Below are 26,581 nucleotides of genomic sequence, written 5' to 3'. Positions count from 1 at the left end.
GATTGAGGGTCGGCCCCCTTTATAGGGTAGTGATCATGAAAGACCGTGCGATGCTGGGCACCGGCGCGGCGGCTGTTCTGCTGCTGTCGGCCGTGGTGGGTGTGTTGGCGATGCAGGATTCGGCGACCGATCCATTCATCGGCCATGCGCTGGCCTCCTCCGCCGACACGATGGCGCATGTACATGCCGCTCACGCGAATCACAATAGCCACATGCATGGTGCAATGGCCGAGGCGACGCCCGCGCCCTCCGCCGCACCGATCGCCGTAGCCAAGTCCGCCGACGGCGCCGCCACGCAGTACACGTGCCCGATGCACGCGAACATCCTCTTGAGCAAGGCCGGCAGCTGCCCGATCTGTGGCATGCGGCTGGTCAAGGTGGGTGTTCAACAGTCGATGCAGGAGCAGGCAGCGGGAATGGCCAGCGCCGCCGCGCCGGTGACGATTGACGTGGCCGACTCGGTCTACCGCCAGTTAGGCGTGGCCGTCGAAGTCATCAGCCACCAGGCGCTCAAGCCAGTCATCCAGACCTATGCCGTGCTCGAATCCGACCAGGGCCGCGCGACCACCGCCACGCCGAAGTTCGAAGGCTGGGTCAAGCGCCTCGGCGTCTCGGCCGTGGGCGAGAAGGTCCGCCGCGGCCAGGTGCTCTACGACTTCTATTCCGCCGAGGCACAGCAGCGCCAGCGCGACTATATCGACTTGCTGACACGCCGCGACAGCCTGACCTCGGGCGGCATGAGCGCCACCGCTGGCCAGAACAACATGCTGACCAGCGTGGCGCGCGAGATCGTGCGCATGCGCGACCGCCTACACGAGGCGGAGATTCCCAACGCCGTGATCGACCGGCTCGAAAGCGAGCGCCGTATCACCGAGGTGATCCCGGTCACCGCCCTGGCCGACGGCGTGGTCTCGGCCATCAACGTGCGCGTCGGCGGCACCGCGGGGCCGAACCAGCCCGTGTTGACCTACAGCGACCCGCGCGGTACCAGCGTCACCGTGACGCTCTATCCCGACCAGTTGCCGCAACTGGCTAACGGCGGACAACTGACGATAACGTCGGACGCGCTGCCGGGCTGGCGCGCCCGCACCGCACTCCGCGTAGGTGCGGCCGAAGTGGACCCCGTCACGCGCCGGGCGCGCGTACGTGTGCCGTTGCAGCAAGTACCCGCCACGCTGGTGGCTGGCACGGTGCTGCAGGCCTCGATCGAGGTTCGCGGCAATACCGGGCTGGCGGCACCGCGCGATGCGGTGCTCCGCACGGGCCACGGCAACTTCGTCATGGTCTCGCTCGGCAACGGCCGCTTCGCGCCCACCGAAGTCCAGCTCGGCAAGGAAGACGCCGAGCGCGTGGAGATCACCGACGGCCTCGAAGACGGCGCCGCCATCGCCGTCAACGGTCAGTTCCTGCTCGGCGCGGAGGCCTCACTGGCCGCCACGCGCCGGCGCATGAGCGGCGGCGCGACCGCGAAGGACGTGCTGTAGCCACCCATCGAACCTGAACATCCGGAGAATTCGCCGTGATCGCCCGCATCATCGACTGGTCCATCCGCCACCGCATGCTAGTACTGCTGGCCGCGGCCATGCTGTGCGCGGCGGCGGTCGTCTCGCTGCGCTCGCTGCCGCTCGACGCCCTCCCCGACCTGTCCGACACCCAGGTCGTCGTCAAGACCGACTATCCGGGCCAGCCGCCACAACTGGTGGAGGACCAGGTCACCTACCCGCTCGCCAGCGCGCTCCTGTCCATTCCGGATGCCAGCGCGGTGCGCGGCTTCTCGATGTACGGCCAGTCGTACGTTTACATCGTGTTCCGCGACGGCGTGGCCCCCACCGTGGCGCGTGCCCGCGTCACGGAGCAACTAAATCAGGTGCGCGACCGCATGCCCGCCGGCGTGACGCCCTCGCTCGGGCCCGATGCCTCGGGCGTGGGCTGGATTCTCGTCTACTCGGTCGAGGACCCTACCGGCAAGGTGCCACTCGACCGCCTCAAGGCGCTACAGGACTACTACATCGCGCCGGAGCTGCGTGCGCTGCCCGGCGTGGCCGAGATCGCCGGCGTCGGCGGCAAAAGCCGCCAGTATGAAATTCAGGTCGATCCGCAGAAGCTCGCGGCGCTCGATCTCTCTGTGGCCGACGTGGCCGCTGCCGTGCGCGAAAGCAACCAGGCCATCGAGGGCGGGTCGTTCGAGCTGGCCCGCTCTCGGCTCGTGGTGCGTGCCAACGGCCTGCTGCGCTCGCCCAACGACCTCCTCGACGTGCCGCTCGCGGTCGGCCCTGACGGCGGCAGCGTGCGGCTGCGCGACGTCGCGCGGATCGTCATGGTGCCGCGTCCGGCCGAGGGCTCGGTCGATATCGACGGCCACGGCGACGCCGCCAGCGCGATCGTCGTGATGCGCCAGGGCCAGAACACGCTCGACACCATCGAGCGCGTGAAGGCACGGCTTGGCGAGCTGCAGAGCGGATTGCCGCCCGGCGTGCGCGTCGCGCTCGAATACGACCGCTCGAGCCTGATCCTGCGCGCGATCGACACGCTGCGCGGCAAGCTAATGGAGGAATCGCTGGCCGTGGCGCTGGTGTGCCTGGTGTTCCTCCTGCATCTGCGCTCGTCGCTGACCGCGATCGTGACGCTGCCGGTGGGCATCCTCGGCGCACTGCTCGTGCTGCGCCTGCAAGGCAGCACCGCCAACATCATGTCGCTCGGCGGCATCGCCATCGCGGTGGGCGCGATGGTCGACGCAGCCATCGTCATGGTGGAAAGCATGCACCGCCGCCTGGAGAAGGAACCGAACCTGACCAACGAACGCCGCTGGGAACTCGTGCGCGCAAGCGCCGTGGAAGTCGGCCCTTCGTTGTTCTTCTCGCTCGTGATTGTCGCGGTGTCGTTCCTGCCGATCTTCGCGCTGCAGGGCCAGGAAGCCAAGCTGTTCTTCCCGCTCGCGTTTACCAAGACCTATGCGATGGCGTTCGCCGCCGCGCTCGCCATCACGCTGACGCCAGTGCTCATGGGCTATGCGGTGCGCGGCAAGATTCGCGGCGAATCGCACAATCCGCTCAGCCGCGTGCTGCGCGCGCTGTACGCCCCGCTACTGTTCGGCACGCTGCGCCGCACGCGGCTCGCGCTGGCCGGCGGCCTGCTGTTCGTGCTCAGCGCCGCCTGGCCGCTCACCCAGATGGGCAGCGAATTCATGCCGCCGCTTGACGAGGGCGACCTGCTCTACATGCCCACCACGCTGTCGTCGGTATCGGCGGCGGAGGCGCAGCATATCCTGCAGCTGACCAACCGCATGATCCTGCAGGTGCCGGAAGTCGAGCACGTATTCGGCAAGGTCGGCCGCTCCGACTCGGCCACCGACCCCGCTCCGCTGGCGATGATCGAAACCACGATCCGCCTCAAGCCGCGCCGGCAATGGGCCAAGGGCGAGACGATCCAGGACATCATCGCCAAGCTGGACGCGGCCGTGCGCGTGCCCGGCCTGACCAATTCGTGGGGCTATCCGATCCGCACGCGCATCGACATGGTGTCCACTGGCATCCGCAGCCAGCTTGCACTGAAGGTCAGCGGTCCGACGCTCGCCGGCATCGACGCCATGGCCGGCGAGATCCAGGCCGTGCTGCACAACGTCGAGGGCACGCGGTCCGTGTTCGCCGAGCGTGCTGGCAGCGGCCGCTACCTCGATATCGACATCGACCGCGCCGCGCTGGGCCGCCTGGGCCTGCGCATGGGCGACGTGCAGGCCGTGATCGAGGGCGCCGTGGGCGGCCAGCAGTTGACCAGCCTCCTCGACGGCCGCGAACGCGTGCCCGTCACGCTGCGCTTGCCGAGCTGGCTGCGCGACACGACCGATGCGATCGGCAACCTGCAGATCAAAGCACCATCCGGCGCGCGCGTGCTGCTGCGCGACATCGCGCGCATCGAGATCGCGGATGGTCCCAATGAAGTGAAGAGCGAGAACGCCAAGCTGATCGGCTATGTGTTCGTCGACGTGGCCGGCGCCGATATCGGTGGCTATTACAAGCGTGCCAGCGCAGCGCTTGCGGCGGCCAATCTGCAGCATGAAGGCTATACGGCGACGTGGACCGGCCAGTATCTGCAGTTCGAGCACGCGTCGGCCAACCTAACGGCGATCGGCATCGGAACGGCCGCGCTGGTGCTGGCCCTGCTCTACCTGCACTTCCACAGTCTGCGCCGCGTGCTGCTGGTGTTGCTGTGCTTGCCGGCCGCAGTAGCAGGCGGCCTGTGGCTGATCTGGGCGCTCGACTACCAGATGTCCGTGGCCGTCATCATCGGCTTTATCGCATTGGCCGGCGTGGCCACCGAGTTCGGCGTGGTGATGGTGCTCTACCTCGACCAGGCAGTGGAACGCTGGGAGACGCACGGCCGGCCGCTCGGCGGCACCGGCTTCTACCGGGCGATCGTTGGCGGCGCGCTGTTGCGGCTCCGCCCGAAGGCGATGACAGTGTCGGTGATTCTCGCGGGCCTGTTGCCGGTGATGCTGTCCCACGCCACCGGTACCGACGTGATGCAGCGAATCGCCGCGCCAATGATCGGCGGCATGCTGTCCGCCCCGCTGTTCTCGCTGCTGCTGATGCCGGCGCTGTACGTGTGGATGTTCGGCGAGCGGGCGACACGGGCCCAGCCCGCGTTGGCCGGCACGGCCATACCCACCGATCACAAGGCCATCGTATGAGACCGAACTTCCATGACCTTTACCGGCTGCTCGGATCGATGCGATTCGCGGTCGGCATCCTCGTGGTGGTAGCCATCGCGGCCAGCATCGGCAGCGTGGTACCGCAGAACGCCGGGCTGGCCGCCTACGTGTCCAGTTACGGCGAGTCCTTGGCATCCTTGCTCGCGTTCCTCGGCCTGACCGACGTCTATCACACGGTCTGGTTCGCCGCGCTGCTGGTAATCATGGCCATGTCCACGGGCATCTGCGTGATTCGCAACGGCGTGCCGATGGTGCGCCAGATGCGTGATCCGCAGGACCACGTCAACCGGCGCTTCGTCGCGGGCATGCCGGCGCGCACGGCGCTCGAACACGCGGACGGCGAGGCCCTGCTGGCCGAGGTGTCGCCACTGCTGCGCCGCGCGCGTTACAGGACGGCCGTGCGCCGCCACGACAACGGTGCGCTGCTGATCGCTGCCCGGCGCGGCGGCTCGCGCCGCCTCGGCTATCTGTTCACGCACACAGCCATCGTGCTGATCACAGTGGCGGCGTTCCTCAACAGCGATATCGCGCTGCGTGCACGCGTGGCACTGGGTCTGAGCCAAATCGAGACGCGCAGCCTCTCGGTCGGCAAGGTGCCGGCCGAGAGCAAGCTGGCCAACGACACGCTGAGCTATCGCGGCCAGGTAACGTTGTCCGAGGGCGAGGATGCCAGCCATGCGATCGTGGCGATGGGCGACGGCTACTTGGTCCAGTCGCTGCCGTTCTCGGTGCATCTGCGCCGCTTCCATATCGTGCGCTACGCCAACGGCCAGCCGCGCGATTTCGTCAGCGAACTCGAAGTGCGGCGGCCGGGCCATGCGCCCACGCAGCACGCGCTGCGCGTCAATCACCCGCTCGTCGTCGATGGCGTTACGCTCTACCAGTCCGGCTTTGCCGACGGCGGCAGCACGCTGCGGCTAGCCACGTTGTCGCGCGACGGCAGCACGACGCCGCTCGAGGCGACGGTCGGCAACGACGTGCCGGTGCTGGTCGGCGACGCGCCGTGGACGTTCGAGGCGACGGACCTGCGCCTCGAGAACGTCCAGGGCGCGGGCGAGGCGGCCGGCGGTGGCACATTGTCCCGCTTCCTGCGTGGTCATGGGCCGGCAGGCACGGACGCGGCCGACCTTGGCCCGAGCCTCGAATACCAGTTGCGCGATCCGTCCGGCCAGGCACGCGCGATGGTTACCTATCTGCAGCCGCTGACGTTCGAAGGTGTCCGTTACCGCGTGAGCGGCGTGCGGCGCGCCGATGGCGGCGGCTTCGACTACGTTCGCGTACCCGTCGATGCCGATGGTGGCACCGCGACATTCGAGCACTTCGAGGCGCGGCTGCGTAACGCCGAGGCCCGTGTCGCCGCCACCCACGACGCGCTGCAGTCGAAAGACAGCGCGGCGCTTGCCGCGCGCGCGCTCGAAGCCTTCACCAAGGATGGTCTGAGAGGTATCGACGCGCTCGTCAAGGCCTCCGTACCCGAGGCCGAACAGGCCGGCGCCACGGCGCTGCTGATCGGCCTGGTCGCACGCACCACCCCCGTGCTGGCGGGTCTGACCGGTGCTCCCGATTTGGGCCAGATCCAGCGGCTGCTCGCCGCGCACGACGACCTGGCCACCCTGGATGCGCCGCTTTGGGTGCTCGGCGGCACGTTCGACAAGCGCAACGCGTCAGGCCTGCAGGTAGCGCGGCAAGGCGGCGATGGCCTGCTCACGCTCAGCCTGCTGATGCTGGCCGTCGGCGTCTGCCTGCAATACATGGTGCGCGAGCGCCGGTTCTGGCTCTGGTGGGACCCCGCCAGCCGTACCGCCGTGGCCGGCCTGCGCGCGCACCGCAAGATCCCGGGCCTGGACGAGGAACTGTCCGGCCTGCTCTCTCCCCTGCCAGCGCGGCCCGGCACCGCCCGTCCCGCGCCACTCCCTTTCCTGGAGTCATCATGCGCACGATAGCCTCCCCCATGCCCGGCAATGCAGCAGCCGCCACACCCACCGCTACGGTCGGCCGGTTCTGGCGCCAGTTCATCGTGTACTTGCTCGGCGTGGCGCTGGTGGCGCTGCTCACGATCTGGCAGATCGGCCGCGATTCCGGCCGCACGCTGCAGCCCAACGACATGGCCAACGGCCCCGTGAGCCAGCCGATGCTGCTGGCATCGGGCCTGCTGACCAGCGTGGCGATGGCGCTCTATCTGGCCGGCTGGCTCGCGCGGCGGACGCGCGTCACGGCCGCCGGCCGCCTGTCGATGTGGGTCGCGCTGGGCCTTGCCACCTGCGCGTGGGTGGTGCGCTGGTACGAGTCCTACCAGATCGGCGCCGGCATGGGCCACATACCGGTGAGCAACCTCTATGAAGTATTTGTCGTCTTCATCATCCTGACCGGCGTGATGATGCTGTACGTCGAGGATCGTTACCGTTCAGACGGCATGACCGTGTTCACGCTGCCGCTGGTCGGCGCGGCATACGCCTTTCTCTATTGGTACGGCGGCACGCGTGGCGCGGGCGCCATCACGCCGCTGATCCCCGCGCTGCAGTCCTATTGGATGAAGCTGCATGTACCGGCCAACTTCCTCGCCTACGGCGCGTACTCGATCGCCGCGATGCTGGCGGCCGCACGGCTGCTGTCCGGCGTGCGTTTCCTGTCCGCACGGCTACCCGCGGTGGCCTGGATCGACGAGGCCATGTATCGTGCGATCGCGGTCGGCTTTGCCTGCTTCACAGTGGCGACGATCCTCGGCGCGCTCTGGGCCGCGGAAGCCTGGGGCGGCTACTGGTCGTGGGACCCGAAGGAAACCTGGGCGCTCGTGGTCTGGCTCAACTACGCCGCGTGGCTGCACTTCCGCATGCTCGGCAAGGTGCGCCCGGTTGCACTGGCATGGTGGTCGCTGATCGGGCTATTCGTCACGCTGTTCGCGTTCCTCGGCGTCAATATGTATCTCGCGGGGCTGCACTCGTACGGGAGCCTGTAGGGCGTTATCAAAATAAAGCAGTTGTGACGTCTCGAAGGGGGGGCGCCTTATAAGCGGCGGTCCCCCATCGTGATCTAGGCACGCATTCTTTCCACTTTCATGGCCAGCACAAAACGGGCAACGCCGTGTTTCGCACCAAGCAACAACTGACAGCCTTTGGGGTGGGTCAGTTTTCGATGCAAATTTCGATGCAAATCGTGGAGGTGCGGCAGGAATCTTGGACTCGTTTATGCCGCGAGTCCAAGATTCCTGCCGCACCCCCGTGGGTCAGGATTCAGGGCAAATCAACACTGATGTCCATGCGTTGTACCTTGAGGTGCGCGCGTGACACCATGACTGGGCGCCGGGGTCGAAATGCGTCAGGCCGCCTTGCCTTCCAGCATCTTTACCGTATCGTCCGTGGTCCAGACCCCATTGGCGATGAAGCGGTAATTGACCAGCGCAGCGCCATAGCCGTCGCCTTCTGGTAGCTTCGGCCCGGCTACGGCGTCACGCACCACTGCCACCTCAAAGCCCTGCTCGAGCAGATCGCGCAGATGCGACTCCACGCACAGGTTGGCCAGCATGCCCGCGAGAATGACCTGGTCCACCCGCTGCTTGCCCAACTGGAGCTTCAGGTCGTTGACCTGCGGGCCATAGAGCTTGTGCGGCGAGCAGATGATGGTCTTGCCATCCTCGATGTACGGTTTGAACTCCGGGAGGAAATCCGATCCCGACCCGCGGAAGCCCTCGAGCGACAGCGCGCCCGGACGGTCGAACAGGCCGAGGTTGTGCTGGAAGATCTCCGCCCCCCCCTGGAACCGCCACCGATGGTCCTGCGGGTAGTAGTAATGGGGGGAAATCGCCACCGTAATGCCGGCCTTCTTGGACGCCTGAAACAGGCGCAGCAGGTTTTGCACCATGTTCTGCTCGGTCACGCTTTCACCCACCACTGCCCACGCCTTGCCCGTCGGACTCATAAAGTCGATCTGCGGATCGATGACGACAAACGCAGTGCGCGCGAGATCTAGCTTCATGCCCGTCTTGGGCAGTGCCGGTTTGGATGGATCTGCATACTTGGCAACACCACCGGCCGGAGCTGCGTTGGCCAGCGAGGGCAGTTGCGTGGACGCTACCGCGGCGGCGGCAACCGTGCCCTTCAAGAACGTACGGCGGCCGTTAAATTCTGAGGTCTCAGACATAATGATTCTCAGGTCAGATGCGCAGGGACGCGAGCAGGTGCAACAAACGCACCACCATGGGGTCCATAGCGCACTCTCGTTGGCATGCCTTCTAGAGCCGGGAATAGGCGCGGTATCGTCACGATCGCAAGCTTTCCTTCACCGCATGAAGAGCTCACCCCATATTTGGAAGTGCCTCGGTGAAGCCGATCTTCACAAGCAATCGCCTGCTCCTCGCGTGGCCCATTGAGCGAGTGCTTCTGTATTTGACCGCCTTGCGTCCTGACTTGTGTAGCGGAGCGTTGCCATCAGGCATCCGTTGGATGCCCCTTCCTGTCCGAAGAAGATCGAAGGAAGAGTGATGATTATCTCGCTAACTTACCCCCTGTCCCGCGCACAACGACAGTAAGCCGCGACCACTGGCGCTCTATTCGCGATCGGGCTCCACCTGCAATTTAGTATGGCGCAGGTGTGAATGCACCTCAAGCCAAAACGCGGCTACGGCAAGCGTTGGCGGCATCGGCGAATACGATACGAATGGACCACGGCGATTCGCTTCTCCCGGGCGTGTCGTCGCCGCAATGCGCCTGCTTCGCCTGGTCCCGACAGGCGCTCGCAGAAGGCGACGGAAGCAGACATTGTGGAACTCCTATTTCATTGCCGCACTCCGGCGGGGTTGGACAGTCGCGCAATAGCGTGAGCGCATCACATGATTAGTGGACCGCTCGCGGTGACGATGGCGTGGGGACGGGAAAGTCTCAGTGGGCAGACTGACATATGCCGTGTATGTCGTCGCCGCAATCGTCAAAGTTATCCAAATGGAGCGCACGGACCTCTTCAGTCATGAAGTCAATGAACACACGCACTCGCGACGGCATATGCTGCCGACTCAGGTAGCAAAGGTAGTGCCCCCGATCTTCTGGTGCATATTCCGGCAGTGCCACTACGAGTTCCCTTGCCTGCACATAGGGACGAATGAGATATCCCGGCAGATGTGCAATGCCTCTCCCCTGCAGAACGGCGCGCAGGACCAGATCGAAATTGTTGAAGGTAAGATGGGCGCCCGGAAGAAGCTTCCGCGTCAACCCATCCGCACGGAATTCCCACTCCAGTCCCAGGCCGTTCCAATACCGATAGTTGATGCACTTATGGTGAATCATGTCCTCCGGCGTATCCGGAAGACCGTTGGCTGCGATATACGACGGCGAGGCGATGGTTGCCATGCGCATCGGGACCAATTGCTTCGCAATAACCTGCGAATCCGTTACCCGCCCATTCCGGAACGCTACATCCACCTGGTCCGTCGCAAAGTCGGTGGGACGATCGTCTAGCAGAAGCTCGATTTTGACCTCGGGGTAGGCATTGATAAACTTGTCTAATAGGGGCGCAATGATCCTTCTGCCGAATGTGACCGGCGAGCTAATCCGAATGGAACTCCGCGGCGCGCGCCATGAACACGATGATGCCTGGGTAAGCTGCCGATTGATTGTTGAGGATAAAAGCACTCATGTTACTAGTACGCCATTAAATCGTGAGCGATATATTTACGATGTGTTGGATGCTAAACGACGCGGCATCCCCGCGCCAAATCGACGGGAAGCGCGGAGAGTTTCCGGCGTGGCAACAATCCGGAAGCGGCGCAGCGCTGCTTTCCACATCATCCCGCCGCGCGCCAAAATATCGGGGAGCGCCTCCTGACTCACGCGCACGAAGGGTGGGGAACGACCGATCCGGTTGAGTGAGTGCCTGGGCGCATCAGCCTGTCTCGCCTCCATGCAGGCGGGCGCGTTCCTGCTCCACCCACGCCGCGCGCATCACGCGCCCGTGAAAAAGCCGGCGTCCCGGAGGAGGAAGACGCCGGCAAGCGGGACGAAGTCGATGAAAGTCTAGCCCGTACGCCTATTCGTACGCGTTATGCAGATTGACGGCGGGCAAACTCCGGCCCATTATCAGCGGACCGCGTGATCACCGGCTACATCGCCTAGAGCCCTCTCAACTCCAGCACCGTAAGCGGGATCAGCCTTGGAACAGTTGTCGATGTGCCGTTCCTGGATATGTTGAGACACGCCCGCCAGTGCCCGCGCGGTGTTCTCGAATAGCGCTTGTTTTTCCTGAGGCGACATCAACCGGAACAGCTTGCCGGGCTGTTCATAATGGTCCTCGTCGACACGATGATCCCAGTGGGCCGCCGCGCCGCTCAGTGCCATGGGTGGTTCCCGGAAGTCAGGCTGCTCCGCCCATTCGCCCTGGCTGTTCGGAGAGTAGGAGACCGTCGCGCCGTTGTTCCCGTCGACGCGCATGGCGCCATCGCGATGAAAACTATGGACCGGGCAGCGTGGCGCGTTGACGGGAATCTGGTGATGATTCACGCCCAACCGATAGCGCGCCGCATCGCCATACGAGAACAAGCGGGCCTGCAGCATCCGATCCGGCGAAAAGCCGATGCCCGGGATGATGGTCGAGGGCGAGAAGGCGGCTTGCTCGACCTCCGCAAACACGTTATCGGGGTTGCGGTTCAGCTCCAGGACGCCAACTTCCATCAGTGGATACGTCTGGTGTGGCCACACCTTGGTCAGGTCGAACGGATTGACCTCGTGCGCCAGGGCCTGCTCCTCGGTCATGATCTGCACATACAAGGTCCAGCGCGGATACTCGCGACGCTCGATGCTCTCGAACAGGTCACGATGATGGCTCTCGCGGTCGCGCCCGATCACATCCGCCGCCTCCGCATCCGTCAGGTTCTGTATGCCCTGGTGCGTCTTGAACGTGAACTTTACCCAGTGACGCTCGTTGGCGGCGTTGATGAAGCTGTAGGTATGGCTGCCAAAGCCGTGCATGTGCCGAAAGCTTCTGGGAATGCCACGTTCGCTCATCACAATTGTGACCTGGTGCAACGCCTCGGGGAGAAGGGTCCAGAAATCCCAATTGTTCTCGGCGCTGCGCAGGCCGGTACGTGGATCGCGCTTGACCGCATGATTCAGGTCCGGGAAACGCAATGGATCACGGAAGAAGAAGACTGGGGTGTTATTGCCGACGAGATCCCAGTTCCCTTGATCGGTGTAGAACTTCAGCGCGAAGCCCCGGATGTCCCGCTCGGCGTCGGCCGCGCCACGTTCCCCGGCGACGGAGGAGAAGCGCGCAAACAGCGGCGTCTGCTTGCCGACGCGCGAAAAGATGCTGGCCCTCGTATAGCGGGTGATGTCGTGCGTGACCGTGAAGGTGCCGTAGGCGCCCGCGCCCTTGGCATGCATGCGGCGCTCAGGGATGACTTCGCGATCGAAATGAGCGAGTTTCTCCAGTAGCCAAACATCCTGGAGCAGCGCGGGCCCGCGCGGGCCTGCAGTTTGAATGTTGAAGTTATCGACGACCGGCGCCCCGTTCGCCGTGGTCAGTTTTCGATCGGACATTGTGTTTCTCTTCAGGTATGGTTTGGAGTAACAGCACTATGGTGAACCGGGTCCAGCGCGACTGCCCGCACGCATGCCTGGCTCGCAAATTCGGCAAGCTGACGCATTCGCTTCGAACGTCGCGTCGATATCCATCCCACTCTGCTCACGCTCGCCTGCGCTGTCATCTGCTCTCGATTCGTTGAGGAGTTTTGTTAGCGGGTATAAATACGCGCTGGTCGACTTGCCCGTTTGCTCGGTGTGGCGCCAAAGCTCTCGGTCTCGCAACCAGCGCTGCGACACATCACCGCTTAGCAGGCTTCTGAAGTCGCGCGACGACCTCATCCGTGGTCCAGAGCGCGTTGGCCAAGTAGCGGAAGTTGATCAGTGCGCTCAGGTTGCCATCACCCTCGGGCAGCTTCGGTCCCGCAACGGCGTCACGCACGACGGCCACCTCGAAGCCCTCTTCTAGGAACTCGCGCAGGTGCGACTCAACGCACAGGTTTGCCAGCATGCCGGCAAGGATGATCTTGGTCACGCCCTGCTTGCGAAGTTGCAGCGAGAGATCATTGGTCTGCGGTCCGTAGAGCTTGTGCGGCGAGGCGATGATGGTCTTGCCGTCCTCGATGTAGGGCTTGAATTCAGGCATGAAATCAGCGCCCGAACCGCGGAAGCCATCCAGGCTTAGAGCGCTGGGGCGGTCGAAGACCTTGATCTTGTGCTGGAACAGCTCGACGGGGCCCTGGAATTTCCAGCTGTGGTCGTGCGGGTAGTAGTAGTGAGGCGAGATCCCGACGACGATGCCGGCCTTCTTTGATGCCTCGAACAGGCGAAGCAGGTGTGGGACGAGCTGCTGCTCGGTGACGGCTTCACCCACGGCGGACCAAGCGGCGCCCTTCGGGCTCATGAAGTCGATTTGGGGATCAATCACGACCAAGGCGGTGCGTTCCAGGTCGAGCGTCATTTCGGGGACGGGCATCGCGCGCTCGACCGGTTCGTTGTACTGCGCCGGACTTACCGAGTGTGCTTGTGCTGTCATGCTTGCGATACTTGCCACGGTTATGGCAAGCGCAGCCGTCCAACGAAGGGCAGTGCGGTTGGCGCATCGGTACTCACGACTCTTGAGTGGTTCTCGCGACTGCTGCGAGTAGTTGCTGTGCGGTGTCATGTTGGTTCCTGGAAGTTGAGTGGGGTCCAGCTTGAATTGACCTTCGGCAGCGCCACGTCAATGGCATCTGCGTAAGGGGTACGGTGATTGCACATGGGAGGCACCGCTTGTGGTGATGCCATCGGCACCGGACACCGCGAGAGTGCCCGGCCATTTCGGCGGCGTTAGCTGCGGACAAATGCCAGCAGATCGGCGTTGAATTTTTCCTTGTGCGTGTCGGTAAGCCCATGCGGCGCACCGGGGTAGACGATCAGCTTCGAGTTCCTAACCAGCCTCGCGGATGCGCGTCCGGCGGCATCGATCGGAACGATCTGGTCGTCGTCGCCGTGAATGATCAGGACGGGCACGTCGATCTTCTTGAGATCCTCGGTGAAATCGGTTTCCGAGAACGCCTTGATCGAGTCATAGGTGTTCTTGTGTCCGCCCTGCATGCCCTGGGCCCACCATGCGTCAATCAGACCTTGCGACGGCTTGGCGCCGGGACGGTTGAAGCCGTAGAACGGCCCGGCCGGCACATCCTTGTAGAGCTGGGATCGATTGGCGAGTTGCGCAGCGCGCAGGCCGTCGAACACTTCAACCGGCAGCCCACGCGGATTGGTGGCGGTCTTGAGCATCAGGGGCGGCACTGCCGACACCAGCATCACTTTTGAGACGCGTCGCGTGCCGTGCCGGCCGATATACCGCGCCACCTCGCCACCGCCGGTGGAGAAACCCACGAGGATGGCGTCCCTCAGGTCGAGGGTTTCGAACACGGTCGCCAGATCGTCGGCATAGGTATTCATCTCGTTGCCATTCCAGGGCTGGCTTGAACGGCCGTGGCCACGACGATCATGCGCGACCGCGCGATACCCTTCCGACGCGACGAGCATCATCTGGGACTCCCAGCTGTCCGAGCTAAGCGGCCAGCCGTGGCAGAACACCACCGGGCGACCGGCGCCCCAGTCCTTGAAATAGAGTTGGGTGCCATCCTTTGCCGTGAGGTAGCTGCCTGAGGCCTTGCCGTTTGCCGTTACAGGACTCGCCCCCTTTGCCGACGGTGCTGCCGCAGCAGGTCCGGGCAGGCCGGAAGCCGCCAGCGCGCCGGCTGCGGCCGCGCTGCCGAGCAGCAGGTTGCGTCGCGAAACGCCTTGGTCGAGGTTGTGGTTGGATGACATGAGGAGGCTCCTTTCTTGGTGGGTGAGCGCATTGCTCTGTATATACGACCAGTCGTCTATTTAAAGAGGCAAAAAAATATCAGATCAACAATCGCTTGAGCGTTACCTGCTGAAACCGGCGGCACGCGTCGCCACTGCACTCGACCTTGCTGCGCATGACCGCGCCTTCCCAGGCTTCGATGATGATGGACGCGAGCTGCTCGGAGTCACTGTCCGCGGGCAGTTCCTGGCGCATCTTGGCCTCGTCTAGACAGGCTGTGATCATGCCTTGCCAGCGCGCCAGAATGCGCTCCAGGACCTTTCGGACTTCACTGCTGGTATTGGACAATTCGAGGGAAAGATTGCCTACAAGGCATCCAGGTCTGAATTTCTGTGCTGCGTGATCGACCACCAGCAACTCGAATAGCTTTTCGATCCGGGCCAACGGCGCGATGCGCGCGTCGTACATCACTTTGCCATGTCGTTGCTCAACTGAATCCCAATAAGCCTCGAGCACTGCGGCGGCAAAGGCTTCCTTGCTCTCGAAGTAGCTATAGAACGATCCCTTGGGAACATCCGCGGCAGCTACGATGTCCTGCACACCGGCCCCGTTGAACCCGGCGGTGTGGATCACACGGCCACCGTCGATCAGGAGGCGGTGACGGATTTCGGGGTTGGCAGGTCTTGGCATGTCGCGATGGTTGGTGAGCAGTTCGAAAAAATAATAGCCGACTGGTTGGTTATTGTCAAACATCGACGGGGCGGATTGCCGGCGTGCGGGCCGGTGCCTCTATTCAGGGCTCCCAATGCATATTTTCGACAACATCCCACTGCGGCCTTAGCCCAGGCTGTTGACCTGCACTGAATCCTGACCCACCCACGGCAGGCTCTTGCATCGAATGTTGACCCACGTTTAGAACACTTGCCCGCTTGGGAACGAGTGGGAGTTCGGCGTGCTCGACGTGGCCATACTGAGCATCATTCGACGCTAGCATCTTCGCGACCAGATCGGGATCATCGGGCTGATCCTCCAAAGTGCGACCTTCTCCTCACCGGTCTCCAGCGCTTGCTATATTTGGCGTCAGTTGAAATCGTGGCGCTCACAGGCTAATCAGCGAAAGCCTAGCTGTCGCTCGCATATCTGTAGTGCGTTTAAAGCAGCCGCTCGTCGGACTTTGGGCGAATGTCACAGAAGGGTTCAGAGACAGTCGGAAGCTTCATGGCAGGGGGCCGGAAATGTCAGCCAACTTTAAAGTTGCAGGCATCTGGCGTGTGCTCCCGCCTTCGAGCGTTAATGGCGAACTCCCCAACATCTGGCCCCGTGCGTGTTCGGGAGATTGCATCGTTAATAGTCCTTCGGAAAATCGCGATGCACGACTAAACCTGAAGGCGCATATACATCACTCGCTTCCAATTTCGTATATATGTCAACAGTCGCACTGTCCAAGGACGGTTGCGCCCGGCGGTATGGTGGCGCGGGGTTGGGCCCGGCCCGGCTCGGCCATAGGAGCTCTACGCCGAAAATACCGTGCAGACCAGCATGAAACCGCATGCAGTTGCACTTTGCTGGCCGTCTTCTACGCTTCTTACATTTCCTGAAGTGCATTCACGTGCGTCCGCATTTAAGTACGCAAGAAGAATGCAAAACAGCGGTAGCGCCTTCGATGACACCAGGCACGGCGGCGGGCGAGACTCCAGACGATCGACAGAGTGACTGGGAGAGGATAAAAAATTGCATTTCGAAATTGATCGGCACCCGTGGCCTGCGCAAGCGGGCACAATGCCCCGGCAAAGAGTTTCCGTTTGCTGACGTTGCCACTGGTTTTTCTCACTAGCGCAAGCGCGACTTCAGACCGAACTCATGTAGACACGATAGGAAGATGCGGGAAAAGCGATCTTGACGTTAGGATGGTGTGCGCGGCCTAGTGCCGCCAAAGGAGGTTCTTATGCCTACGAAGCTCGTCCAGACCCAAGGGAAGGGGTCTTCGAATCCCCAACTGCAGGACTGCCCGCCTGACTATCACTTCGAACTGACCGAAGATGAGCTGTTGGGGGCAATCCGGAACCCGCAGTCGCTAGCACAGACGCTAACCGCGAGTGGGGTTCCGGGCCTAGAGCGTATCAGAAGCATTGTTGTCTCGTTCCCAGAGTACGGGACAACGCTACGCAACCCGACCACATATTGCTGCAAGAAATGTCTCAGTGAATCGGTCTGCTGCATGGCATGGCCCGATTGATGCGCATGTTGCATCGAAGCTGACAGATCGCCCGCCCCGGCCTCGGCTTGCCGCCCGGCATGCCGCGCTCGCTGAGGGCCGGGCCCAATCGCGCTTCAGGCACGCAAAGCCCCATCCGGATGTGCTGTAGGATCGTGCGCGGTGAACAATTCGTCCTCCAAGCTTGGAACACCTTGATGACTGCGTTTCGCGGATCGACCGCACGCCTCAAGGCGGCCGAATGTCCCAGAAAGGTGCGACTGGTGCCTGCCGTGCTCGGCTCGCCGGATCGCCAAGTTGGATCAGGCGCTCGCTGGGCCAGATGCAGCAATCGATAGCCGCGTGGCGACCGTCCATTTCCAGCGAAAGCCGTTTCAGCGCAAAGTCCTCACGATCAACTCGTGATGAAGGTTGTACAAATCGAAGCGACAGACCCATTTGAACTCTTGCCACAGATCTGGGCGGCAGCGGTCACAAATCGGTAATGCCGTGGCCGCCGCAAATGCCCGGGAGAATGCCCAGCAAGAACAGGAATAGTCGAGGCCCACCACACGAGCCGGCGAAGGTCCTGTCCGAAATTGCAACAAAACCTTGCCCACTGCGCCCTCCAACCGCTGGATCAAAAGACTCAGAACCCCTTCTGCGCCAGCCTTTACTGGACAAGCGTTTGCAGGTTGTGAACTGAATTTGTCACCCGCAAGCTGGGCCGATGGGCTGGTTCCTGCCAGGCCTGACCAAGGGCAGAGATCGGGCCAGAAGCGGTCATCGACTCTGACGAAGGGGGCGTGCCAGGATAAAGCCGGAAATATGCGGTCTTCCTGCCTCGAATGAAGTCGCCTCTGAGCCCCAGTCGTTTCACTTATCCGCCGATCTACGGCTCAAGGTGGGCACCGTCACTTTCGACGACGACAAGACATCGTGAAGCCGGCTTTGATTGCCGTACTTTTGCAATGGATGCTGGCGAAGAAGACCGTCGCGGCCCTTACGGTCGGTTGCCAGGGCTTTTCCCGCCATGCAACGCGTACGGAGTTGGCGGGACTGGCGGAGGCGACAAGGGACATCCCCCGTAGGGACTTGATAATGGCGAAAACTAGGTTCGATGTTTTCCATTGAACCTTAGTTTGACTCGTTCCATACGACGGGTGCGCCGTCAATCCTCGCCGCGCGCGTAGGCCGTCGGCATCCTAGCTAGCCCGGTAGCGCCTCAGCAGTTCCACCGCAGGTGGTTCTGTGGCTCCAGGTAGGCAAGGCGGTTCTTAATCAAGCACGCCAGCAGCGGGTTCTCGCCTGCGCGAGCTTGTGAGGATCTATTGGCGCCTAACGATAAGGCCTGGGGCCGTCGGTCCAGCATCGCGCGATGCTTTACTCTTCTGCGATCAAATAGCGATTCGGGTTCTTGCCAAGCCAAGCGGGCGCCCGACCGCGGCCCGACCATGTCTTGCCTGACTTCGGGTCGCGGTATTTCGGCGGCAGGGGTTCCTTGGCTGCCTTAGCAACGCCGCTTCCGGCCGGTCGACCACGACGGCGTTTGCCCTGGATGTCCTCGAGGGACAGACCGTATTGCTCCATCAGCGTTCGGATCTGCTCAATGACGCCGGCCACTTCATTAGCGCGGACTTCAGCGAGTTGGGCCTCCAACGCTTCCTTTTGAGCCAGCAGTTGCTTGTAGGTTGCCATTCGGTCTTTCTCCACTAGTTTCGTGCTGATAGGTAGCTTAACAGATAGCTTCGCCAAAATAGAGCCAGCTCAGTGACCGTCCCAACGGCTCCATTTTTGCGCCCGTCGCCAGGGATCGGAAATGAGAACACCTGCCCAAGGATTCCAAATGCGAAAGGGGCCCCTCTTTTTATCACTGCTAGCTGCTGTACCTCACACCGCAGCGTCCTTCAGCTTCTTCAGCGGACGAACCTTGACCTTCACGGACGCCGGCTTGGCAGCAAACCACTGATCCTGGCCAGTGAACGGATTCTTGCCGAAGCGCTTCTTCGTGGCGGGAACCTGGATGGCCGACACCTTGAAGAGGCCCGGCAGCGTGAATTCGCCTGCGCCCTTCTTGTGGATCGAGCTCACGATGGTGTTCTCGAGGTGCGACAGGACCGTCTGCACCGTCTTCTTGTCCAACTCAGTCTGGGTAACCAGGTGGGCCAGCAGGCTCGACTTGTTGAACGTGTCCTTCAGCGGCTTTGCTACGGGCGCTGCTGCAGCCTTCTTCGCTACGGGCGCGGCCTTCCTCACTACGGGAGCAGCCTTCTTTGCCGGTGCTGCCGCTTTCTTTACCGCAGTCTTCGGGGCGGCCGTCTTCTTCGTTGCCATGTGGCTCCTGTCGCAGAACTACCGGCACTATTGCCGGAATCCGCGCAGCATAGCGAAGATTTGAACCGGCGCGCAATGGGTGGAGATGTCACAATTTTCCGGCGTCCAAATCGCGCCGGGCCAGCCCATAGAAACAGCGCTATTGCTACGGCAGTGGAAGTGTGAGTTACCAAGGCGTTCCATTTGCTCACCCCTCCCCGATCGGGGTTGACCAGCAAGCGCGCGAAAACGGTCCCAACCATTCTTCTTCCCTCATCTGTTCCCACGCCCGATACGCTTGCCGAAGGCGTCCCCACGCGCGCGGGCGCCCAATCCTTGGCGCTGCAGAACAACGTTGGGGCTGTTGTTGCCTTTACAAATTGCTACAGATGCCGAAAAATGTGCTTCGAAGCGACAGAGCGACATTTAGTTCAAATTTCGCAGCTGTTGGCGACCTGGGAGCATTACTTGGGCCTTGACCAAAACACTTTTACCCGAATTTTCCGGGATCGGACTCCATCAGGTCACTGGAATACGCCGATCCACTTCGTCCTCCTCCGAGGACTGGGTTAGGGGCGGGAGAATCCACTGTGTTCTCGACTCCGTACGGCCCGTTTGATGGGAATAGCTGGGAAAGACTCTGCCAACTCGTCTTCAAGCGCAAATTCGCTGAGGACGGCTATCTCAATATTCCCGCCACACCTGGGGACTATGGCTTGGAAGGTTTCACCAAGAGCACGGGATGTGGATACCAGTGCTACTGCCCAGACAAGGCCTACCCCACCAAGGACCTGCACGATAAGCAACGCGACAAGATTACGACTGATCTAAAAAAGCTGCGGACCAACGAGGCAGACCTGAAGAAGCTTTTGGGGCCCACGAAGTTGCGACGCTGGTACTTGGTCACCCCGGTCATCGCCCACAACGAGCTACTCAAGCACGCTCAGACAAAGGAAGCAGAGGTTCGCGGATGGAGTCTATCGATTCTCGAACCGGACTTTCAAGTTCTGGTGCATGACGGCGACCACTACGCGGCAGAGATTCAGGAGATGATGGCCGCCACCGGTCAGTCCATGAATTTCGGCGGCCTGCCTGTTACGCTTCCGCATGTAGACGTCGGCGCGGCCATATACCACGAGAACGTCGCACGAAAAACCAGGGCTAGATTTGAAGGGAGATATCCGCCCGAAAAGGTCGACTCATTGACCGAAAAGTTCGCGAAAATAACGTTGAAGGAGTTCTTGGAGCATGACGCTCACTTCAGACGGATAAATGAAGAAGCGCCTGCTGTTCACTCGCGACTGGCCAAGCTCATCAACGGCTATGAGGCCGACGTCGTCGAGGCGTGCGCCACCTGGGAAGGAACACCTCAGGAACTTACCGAAAAAATTCGCGATGGCTTGACTGACCGCATTACCAAGGAATTGGCCCCCGCCATCGACGGGACTGAAGCTGCGTTGATCGCGCGGCTGATGGTGTCGAGATGGATTGCCGTGTGCGAGGTTGACTATGGCTGAACTATTGGCTGAAAAGCGCCATCTTCGCTTTGTACGCCGCCCTTCTCCTGTTCTCGTAGAGCACCGCCCACTGTATAAGATCGCGCAGGTACTACTAGTACTTCATTTGTCCTCTCGGGGCGGGAAGTCCTCCCTGGCTCGCCTCCATTTGTTCAATTGGGCGTTGAAGAGAACCGACCGCATTCAGAAGCTCGTGGAAGCGGCGAAGGCAAAGGTCCTTCTCATGACGGCCTGGGGATTCGACCCGGCATTAGCTATTGCCGTTCGTTTCGCGATCGCGGAAGAACTTGTTCAACCGACATCGACCGGATACCAAATCGCAGACAAAGGCAAGGCATTCATCGCGGAGGTGCTCAAAGACTCCGGCGCGTTCGCAGAAGAACGCAGCTTACTGATACAGATTGGCAAGGACATAACCGAGGCTATGATCGACAAAGTTGCTAAGGGATGGGAGGCAGCATGATCATCCGTGCCATCAAGCTGAGATTGAAGACCGCCGCCGGAGAGTTTGGCTTCAAATTCGAGTTCGGGCGCGGCCTTACTGTTATCCGTGGGAGCAATTCAAGCGGGAAGAGTACCCTCTTCAACTGCCTGATCTACGGGCTAGGCATGGAGGAGCTAATTGGCGGCAAAGGCGAGAAGGTTCTCAACTACGCCGTCAAGGACTACTTCGTTCATGGTGAGACACGCATTCAGGTCGACATGTCTGAGGTACTTCTCGAACTGGAGAATGCTGACGGTCGAATCGTCACCCTTCGAAGGGCCATCAATGATGACGCCCGTAGCTCCAAACTTGTGGAAATCTTTGAAGGTGCGCGCCTGACTGGCGACGCGGCACTGGGATCTCCACGACCGACCTATCTATTTGACTCCGGTAGCGCCCAAAAGGAAGAAGGCTTCTTTCTGTTCCTAGAGCAGTTCCTGGGTTATCAACTTCCTCAGGTCCCAACGACGAACGGAGGGATGGCGAAACTTTACCTCCAGACGATTTTCGCGGCCCTGGCGGTGGAGCAGAAGCGCGGATGGACAGACTACATTGCCAATGCTCCTTTCTTTGGAATTCGGGATACCCGCATCCGTGTGACCGAGTTCTTGTTGGGGTTGAGCGTTTTCGAACGGCAGGCCGAGCGCGCCAAGCTGGATGCTGAGTCGCTGGGAATCGACTCCGATTGGCGAAAGGCTTACGAGAAGCTCCGCCTTGCTACGACCGCGAATGGAGTCGTCATCGAGGGCCTCTCTGCGACTGCAACGTCCACCTTCGACGCGTCATCGGTGCAACTCGTAAAGTCAGACGGGAAGACCCAGACTTCGCTGGCATACTATGTCAGCGCCCTGCGAGAGGAGCACGCAACGCTCGGCGCAAAAGCTGAGGCATACAAGGAGGCTTCGGGTGCTGAAGCGCTTCAGGAACTCGAGTCGGTTTCGGCGGAACTTCAACGGCTGAGCGTTCTGCATGAGCGGGTGACGACGAACCTCACGCTGCAGAATGCATCTCTGGCGGAGCTTCGTCAGTTGCACGCTGAAGCGACCGAAGATGTAGAGCGTAACAAGACCGCACTAAAGCTACGTGTGCTCGGAGCTCAGCTGGACCTCGAGCTTGCCACCGATCACTGCCCTACATGCCATCAGGCCGTCGAGAGCACCCTGCTGGCGGGAATCGTCTCCGGGCCTCAGATGGATCTTGAGACGAACATCAAATACCTCGACAGTCAGCGGCTCATGCTGCAGAGCCAAATTAACGGCGTGTTGGAGGAAATTCGTAACTCCGAGATTGCCGCAGGCGACGTAGCGGCACGTCTGGCGGCAACCCGCGACTATCATAACTCGCTGCGCGGCGACCTCAGCAATGGCGTTGTTGAGTCTCGCGCCGTCGTTCGCAGGCAAATTCAGATTGAACTGGAACTGTCCAACCTGAAAGTCCTGACTTCCCAGTTTGATACCTTAATAACCGTCTTTGAAGGGGTGGCGAGTCGTCTTGGCGCCAACCAAGCCAGTCGCCGCGCTCTACCGAAAGAGACATACAGCAAAACGGACCTCGCACACATCCGGTACTTTGAGAACTTCTTCCGGAGCAATGCGAGTTCGTTTGGCTACGAGAGCGCGGAAGTTGAGGACATCCGCATCAGTCTGGACACTTTGACACCCGTCCTCTCTGACATTGAGCTGAGGCAGATCATCAAGACCAAGGGCCAGCAAACAAACCTCACCGCCGACTCCAGCGCAAGCGACTTCGTACGACTCATTTGGGGCTACCTGTTGGCTCTCTACCAAGCATCTTCGATGCCAGATGTAGAAGGACATCATCCGGGGATCCTTCTAATGGATGAGCCCGGGCAGCATTCGATGCGCGCCATGAGCCAGCACGCCCTACTTCAGCTGTTGAGCGCGCAAACCGGTCTGCAGTCCATCGTTGCCGCTTCTTTCGATGAGATGGAGTCGGTGTTTCTTGAGGCGACCGCCGGCCTCAAGTTCCAGCTGATTCAGTGGGAAGGCAAGGTCATTCGGCCACTGAACTAGGGAGAGATCATGGGAAAATCTGTTTCCATCAACTTGCCCAACGGCCGTAGCTGGTCGAAGAAGGGCGATGCGGTTGAGCACTTTAAGGCTATGCTCGCCAGGTACTCAGATGGGGCGCGTGTCACTGACGCAGGCGACCACGACGACCTGGCAGCGCTGCTACAGGTCTACGACTCGGTATTGAGTCCAGGTGAGCCGACCAAAGTCGGCTCGGGCATTTCGCACTTTGAGCGCCGCAAGGACCAAGACCACCCCGGCGATACGTCGTGTTTCTTCGTCGTTCGCAGCGATGGAACAAGCATTGACTTCAGCACCCGGAAGGCACTTGATGTGGCCGGGTCGCGAACACCGTGACATCGGTAACCTTCCTAAAGACATAATTCAAATCGCACTACAATCAGTATATAAGAACTAAAAATAATGAATCGGGGGGTACATGAAGGGAAGGCATCATACCTGTCAGACTAACTGGCCTGACATGGGCTGCCCAAGAAAATCAGCCCAGTTAGCTCACGGGGGTGCACGATGAAGGTTCACTCATTGCCTGAGCGGCTACTTGCTGAACTCCATGCGCTTGATGATCCCTGGCTGCACTACAGCTATTGCGCGGGGTATGAGCTTAGCGAATGGCGATGTGGTGCGCTTGCCGACCACATAATCGAATGGATTCCCGATTACGCCTTGAAAGAGGAAGAGTTGGACGTGCATCACGGAAACATGTACGTCCGCCTCAAAGAGGCCGCTGTGCGAGTTTATGCAACCGACAACTACCACAAGCGCGGTGAGGTTGGAGAGATCGCCCTACATGCTATCTGTCGAGATTTTTTCGGCACAGTTCCCTTAGCCCCAAGAGTATTTTATAAAACAGCGTCGAACGATGTCGTAAAGTCATTTGACTTGATCCATGTTCGCTACATCGGCGAAGATGATTTCGAGGTATGGCTGGGGGAGTCCAAGTTCTACACGGACGGTACCGACGCTGTCGCATCAGCCATCAAGTCCGTAAGCGAGCACATTGATGCCGGTTTCCTCAAGCAAGAGAAGCTCTTGCTTTCGCCATTGGTTCCAAAATATCTACCACACTCGGACAAGATCCGAAAGATTCTCTCGAGTCAGACTTCCATCGACGCTCTCTTCGAGAACGCGGTCTTCCCAATATGTATTGCCTGCGATAGCAATGCTGTCAAACAGCACAAGTCCCATACGGATGAGTACATAGGAAGCGTGTTGCAGGAACTCAGCGCACTTCGCGACAAGCTTTCGGCATCAAAGCTCCCGCAGAAGATTAAGGTTCATCTAATTTACGTACCGCTAGAATCTAAAGAGCGGCTGGCGAACGCGTTTGATAGGCGATTGAAGGGTCTATTGATTAAGGACTGACCATGCAAATTTCTGCCCAAGAATGGTCAACGATCACAGCTATGCAAGGGCAAGCCCTGAAGGCGCAGGTGTTCAGTGTCCTCCAACGTGCAGCGAGCGCGGTCCAATCGGAGGCGCCAATCAGCCCAAGCGTGCTCGAGATAGTCCCACGACTTTCCGAGCTTGTTGTCGAGCGTCCCGAACTGGACTCCTTCCGTGAGCCCTTGAGCTCGCTCGCCCGAGCCTGCGGACTTTGGAACTATATCGACAAGGGTGCAGCTACTGATTCGGATTTGCTGCTTGCGGAAGCAGTGACGGTTCCCGAGCTTGACGGGGTTACCCTGCACCGTGAACAGATCGAAGCCCTAAATATCCTCCTGGCTGGCAAGAACCTCATACTTAGCGCCCCCACGAGTTTCGGAAAGAGTCTGTTGGTCGATGCGTTGCTCGCCTCTGGAAAGTATTCCCGGATTGCCATCGTATTGCCGACTATCGCCCTCCTGGATGAGTTCCGTCGCAGGTTCCAACGGCGATTCAGGGACCGATTCGTCGTGGTGATGCACCCTAACGAGGCGGCACCAGAAGGCGTACCGACCATCTTCTTGGGCACCCAGGAACGACTGATTCATCGCACAGACTTAGGTAAGTTGGACCTCACAGTCGTCGATGAATTCTATAAGCTCGACCCGAACAGGCGGGACGATAGAAGCATCACGCTGAACGCTGCGGTGTACAAGCTGCTCAACCGCTCGAGACAATACTTCTTCCTCGGCCCGAACATCGACAACGTCCACTTCACCGAAGGCGGGCGCTGGAAGTTCGAGTTTCTTCGAACGAAGTTCTCTACTGTCGCCGTCGACACCTTTGACTTGCGTGGTATTGACAACAAGGAGGAGCGACTTCTTGACGAGATTGGTGAGGACGACAACTGGCCGGCGCTGGTTTTCGTGTCGTCTCCCGACCGCGCCAACAAGATCGCCGCATCCGCGGCAGACAGCATGGCGGTATCCGATACCGCGGACCAGTTCTCGGCTTGGTTAGCGGAGAACGTAGGTGCAAACTGGTCTCTAGTTTCCACTGTGAGGTTTGGATTCGGGGTCCATCACGGCAGATTGCCTCGTGCCATTGCTGCTCATATGGTTAGGCTCTTCAATGATGACACGCTCCCCGTCATGTTCTGTACATCCACGCTCATCGAAGGTGTCAACACGGCCGCTAAAACCGTCCTTATTTATGACAAGAGCATAAACAAGGAGCCATACGACTTCTTCACGTATTCCAACATCAAGGGAAGAGCCGGACGACTCGGACAACACCACGTAGGAAAGGTCTTCTTGTTTAACGAAACACCTCTTGAAGAAGAGATGGAGGTGTATCCAACCCTGTTCGCAGATGAGGACGTTGTACCCTTGGATTACGTCGTGCAGCTCGATGATATGCCTGCGAAGAAGTCAACGGACGAGCGACTGACATCCGTACGTGAGCTCCTCGGCCTCGACGGTCCGGGGCTCAAGCTAGCAGCTTCCCTAGGCCTCGAAAGCGCTGGTCGATTGAAGGACGCCGTTTCAGAGGCTCTAAAAAAAGGAGCGGAGCTGACATGGACCAGATACCCTCACTATGAGCAAATCAAGACGCTTGTAGATGTAGTGTGCTCGGTCAGGCGGCCAAACGAGTTCGGCGCTTTCACGGCGAAATCGCTTACCTACCTAATTTACTCCATTCGAAAGGCCCGCACGATGAAGGCCTTTCTTAACGAGTATGACTCGAAGTACATCGGCAACCCAGAGAACTACGACAACGTCTTTCGCTTTCTTCGGGCTTGCGAGTACGGTCTCCCTCAGTGGTTCTCACTTGTTGAAGCTTTTGTACGGGCTGAGCAGAAGCCGGCGGACTACAGTCTCTTTGTTCAGCTGCTGAGCCGGTGGTTTAAGGACGAGATATTGAAGAACCTTGACGAAGAGGGCATCCCCATTCAGATCTCGGAACGCTTCCACACCGGTGATACCAAGGCTGGCCTTACGGCTAAGCTGGCAGCTATAGCACAGTCTAAGAGCGCCGCCTTGACGCCGTTCGAACGTAAATGGGTCATTTCAGCACTCGAGCCGTAGCCATAAATTTGCCGATGAGACGCATTATTTGTTATCAATCTATGATTTAATTTGAGTCCAG

General features: G+C 60.5%; 19 protein-coding genes and 1 pseudogene. 12 read left to right on the top strand and 8 right to left on the bottom strand.

What is annotated here, in order from left to right; genetic code table 11:
- Positions 1–35: 35 nt before the first annotated feature.
- Genes BLR29_RS09580 through ccsB form a run of 4 tightly spaced genes read left to right on the top strand, consistent with a single transcriptional unit; the run spans position 36 to position 7,664 of the window.
- Complete coding sequence (locus BLR29_RS09580; RefSeq protein WP_092136561.1) at positions 36–1,484, top strand: heavy metal-binding domain-containing protein; 1,449 nt, start codon at positions 36–38, stop codon at positions 1,482–1,484.
- Positions 1,485–1,519: 35 nt separating this feature from the next.
- Complete coding sequence (locus BLR29_RS09575) at positions 1,520–4,687, top strand: efflux RND transporter permease subunit (protein ID WP_092136559.1); 3,168 nt, start codon at positions 1,520–1,522, stop codon at positions 4,685–4,687.
- Complete coding sequence (locus tag BLR29_RS09570) at positions 4,684–6,651, top strand: cytochrome c biogenesis protein ResB (protein ID WP_092136557.1); 1,968 nt, start codon at positions 4,684–4,686, stop codon at positions 6,649–6,651. Before BLR29_RS09575 ends, BLR29_RS09570 begins: the two co-directional genes overlap by 4 nt.
- Complete coding sequence (gene ccsB, locus BLR29_RS09565; RefSeq protein ID WP_092136555.1) at positions 6,639–7,664, top strand: c-type cytochrome biogenesis protein CcsB; 1,026 nt, start codon at positions 6,639–6,641, stop codon at positions 7,662–7,664. Before BLR29_RS09570 ends, ccsB begins: the two co-directional genes overlap by 13 nt.
- Before the next feature lie 359 nt (positions 7,665–8,023).
- Here ccsB and BLR29_RS09560 read toward each other — a convergent pair whose 3' ends face one another.
- The 3 genes from BLR29_RS09560 to BLR29_RS09550 all read right to left on the bottom strand — a co-directional run bounded on the left by BLR29_RS09560 (position 8,024) and on the right by BLR29_RS09550 (position 12,231).
- Complete coding sequence (locus BLR29_RS09560) at positions 8,024–8,845, bottom strand: cysteine hydrolase family protein (protein WP_092136553.1); 822 nt, start codon at positions 8,843–8,845, stop codon at positions 8,024–8,026.
- A gap of 737 nt (positions 8,846–9,582) precedes the next feature.
- Complete coding sequence (locus BLR29_RS09555) at positions 9,583–10,329, bottom strand: substrate binding domain-containing protein (protein ID WP_092136551.1); 747 nt, start codon at positions 10,327–10,329, stop codon at positions 9,583–9,585.
- A gap of 444 nt (positions 10,330–10,773) precedes the next feature.
- Positions 10,774–12,231, bottom strand: a complete 1,458-nt coding sequence (locus tag BLR29_RS09550) for a catalase (protein ID WP_092136549.1) — start codon at positions 12,229–12,231, stop codon at positions 10,774–10,776.
- 66 nt (positions 12,232–12,297) lie between these two features.
- Here BLR29_RS09550 and BLR29_RS32790 point away from each other — a divergent pair.
- Positions 12,298–12,429, top strand: a pseudogene (locus BLR29_RS32790) (IS5/IS1182 family transposase); the annotation flags it as partial.
- 85 nt (positions 12,430–12,514) lie between these two features.
- Here BLR29_RS32790 and BLR29_RS09545 read toward each other — a convergent pair.
- From BLR29_RS09545 to BLR29_RS09535, 3 genes are all read right to left on the bottom strand, one after another.
- On the bottom strand, positions 12,515–13,249 hold the full coding sequence (locus BLR29_RS09545; protein WP_092136547.1) for a cysteine hydrolase family protein: 735 nt from the start codon (positions 13,247–13,249) through the stop codon (positions 12,515–12,517).
- 293 nt (positions 13,250–13,542) lie between these two features.
- Positions 13,543–14,532 (bottom strand): alpha/beta fold hydrolase, encoded by a 990-nt coding sequence (locus BLR29_RS09540; RefSeq protein WP_092136545.1) that lies wholly within the window; start codon positions 14,530–14,532, stop codon positions 13,543–13,545.
- Between the two features lie 79 nt (positions 14,533–14,611).
- A complete protein-coding gene (locus BLR29_RS09535) occupies positions 14,612–15,265 on the bottom strand; it encodes a TetR/AcrR family transcriptional regulator (protein WP_255371150.1) in 654 nt (217 codons plus the stop codon).
- Positions 15,266–16,061: 796 nt separating this feature from the next.
- On the opposite strand from BLR29_RS09535, the gene BLR29_RS31880 reads away from it, so the two are divergent.
- Positions 16,062–16,346, top strand: a complete 285-nt coding sequence (locus BLR29_RS31880; protein WP_143018427.1) for a hypothetical protein — start codon at positions 16,062–16,064, stop codon at positions 16,344–16,346.
- Positions 16,347–18,089: 1,743 nt separating this feature from the next.
- On the opposite strand, the gene BLR29_RS09530 is transcribed toward BLR29_RS31880, so the two are convergent.
- Both BLR29_RS09530 and BLR29_RS09525 read right to left on the bottom strand, forming a co-directional pair.
- Positions 18,090–18,404, bottom strand: coding sequence for an H-NS histone family protein (locus tag BLR29_RS09530; RefSeq protein WP_092136543.1), 315 nt, complete (start codon positions 18,402–18,404; stop codon positions 18,090–18,092).
- A 192-nt stretch (positions 18,405–18,596) separates the two neighbouring features.
- The gene (locus BLR29_RS09525) at positions 18,597–19,040 is read right to left on the bottom strand and encodes an HU family DNA-binding protein (RefSeq protein ID WP_092136541.1); all 444 of its coding nucleotides are present in this window, start codon (positions 19,038–19,040) and stop codon (positions 18,597–18,599) included.
- A 569-nt stretch (positions 19,041–19,609) separates the two neighbouring features.
- Here BLR29_RS09525 and BLR29_RS09520 point away from each other — a divergent pair.
- From BLR29_RS09520 to BLR29_RS09495, 6 genes are all read left to right on the top strand, one after another.
- Positions 19,610–20,536: a hypothetical protein gene (locus BLR29_RS09520; protein WP_092136539.1), complete on the top strand. Its 927-nt coding sequence runs from the start codon at positions 19,610–19,612 to the stop codon at positions 20,534–20,536.
- On the top strand, positions 20,529–20,999 hold the full coding sequence (locus tag BLR29_RS09515; RefSeq protein ID WP_092136537.1) for a hypothetical protein: 471 nt from the start codon (positions 20,529–20,531) through the stop codon (positions 20,997–20,999). The genes BLR29_RS09520 and BLR29_RS09515 overlap by 8 nt, the downstream gene beginning before the upstream one ends.
- Positions 20,996–23,053, top strand: coding sequence for an ATP-binding protein (locus tag BLR29_RS09510; RefSeq protein ID WP_176860906.1), 2,058 nt, complete (start codon positions 20,996–20,998; stop codon positions 23,051–23,053). Before BLR29_RS09515 ends, BLR29_RS09510 begins: the two co-directional genes overlap by 4 nt.
- Positions 23,054–23,062: 9 nt before the next feature.
- On the top strand, positions 23,063–23,407 hold the full coding sequence (locus BLR29_RS09505) for a DCL family protein (protein ID WP_092136534.1): 345 nt from the start codon (positions 23,063–23,065) through the stop codon (positions 23,405–23,407).
- 171 nt (positions 23,408–23,578) lie between these two features.
- Positions 23,579–24,433 carry a HamA C-terminal domain-containing protein gene (locus tag BLR29_RS09500; protein ID WP_092136532.1) on the top strand — a complete coding sequence of 285 codons (855 nt, stop codon included), beginning with the start codon at positions 23,579–23,581 and terminating at the stop codon, positions 24,431–24,433.
- 2 nt (positions 24,434–24,435) lie between these two features.
- Positions 24,436–26,520: a DEAD/DEAH box helicase gene (locus BLR29_RS09495; protein ID WP_092136531.1), complete on the top strand. Its 2,085-nt coding sequence runs from the start codon at positions 24,436–24,438 to the stop codon at positions 26,518–26,520.
- The last annotated feature ends 61 nt before the right edge of the window (positions 26,521–26,581 follow it).

Source organism: Cupriavidus sp. YR651 (genome assembly GCF_900101625.1).
In the GTDB taxonomy this organism is placed as follows: domain Bacteria; phylum Pseudomonadota; class Gammaproteobacteria; order Burkholderiales; family Burkholderiaceae; genus Cupriavidus.
Note: the sequence above shows the minus strand (reverse complement) of the source record. Positions and strands in the feature narration are given on the sequence as shown.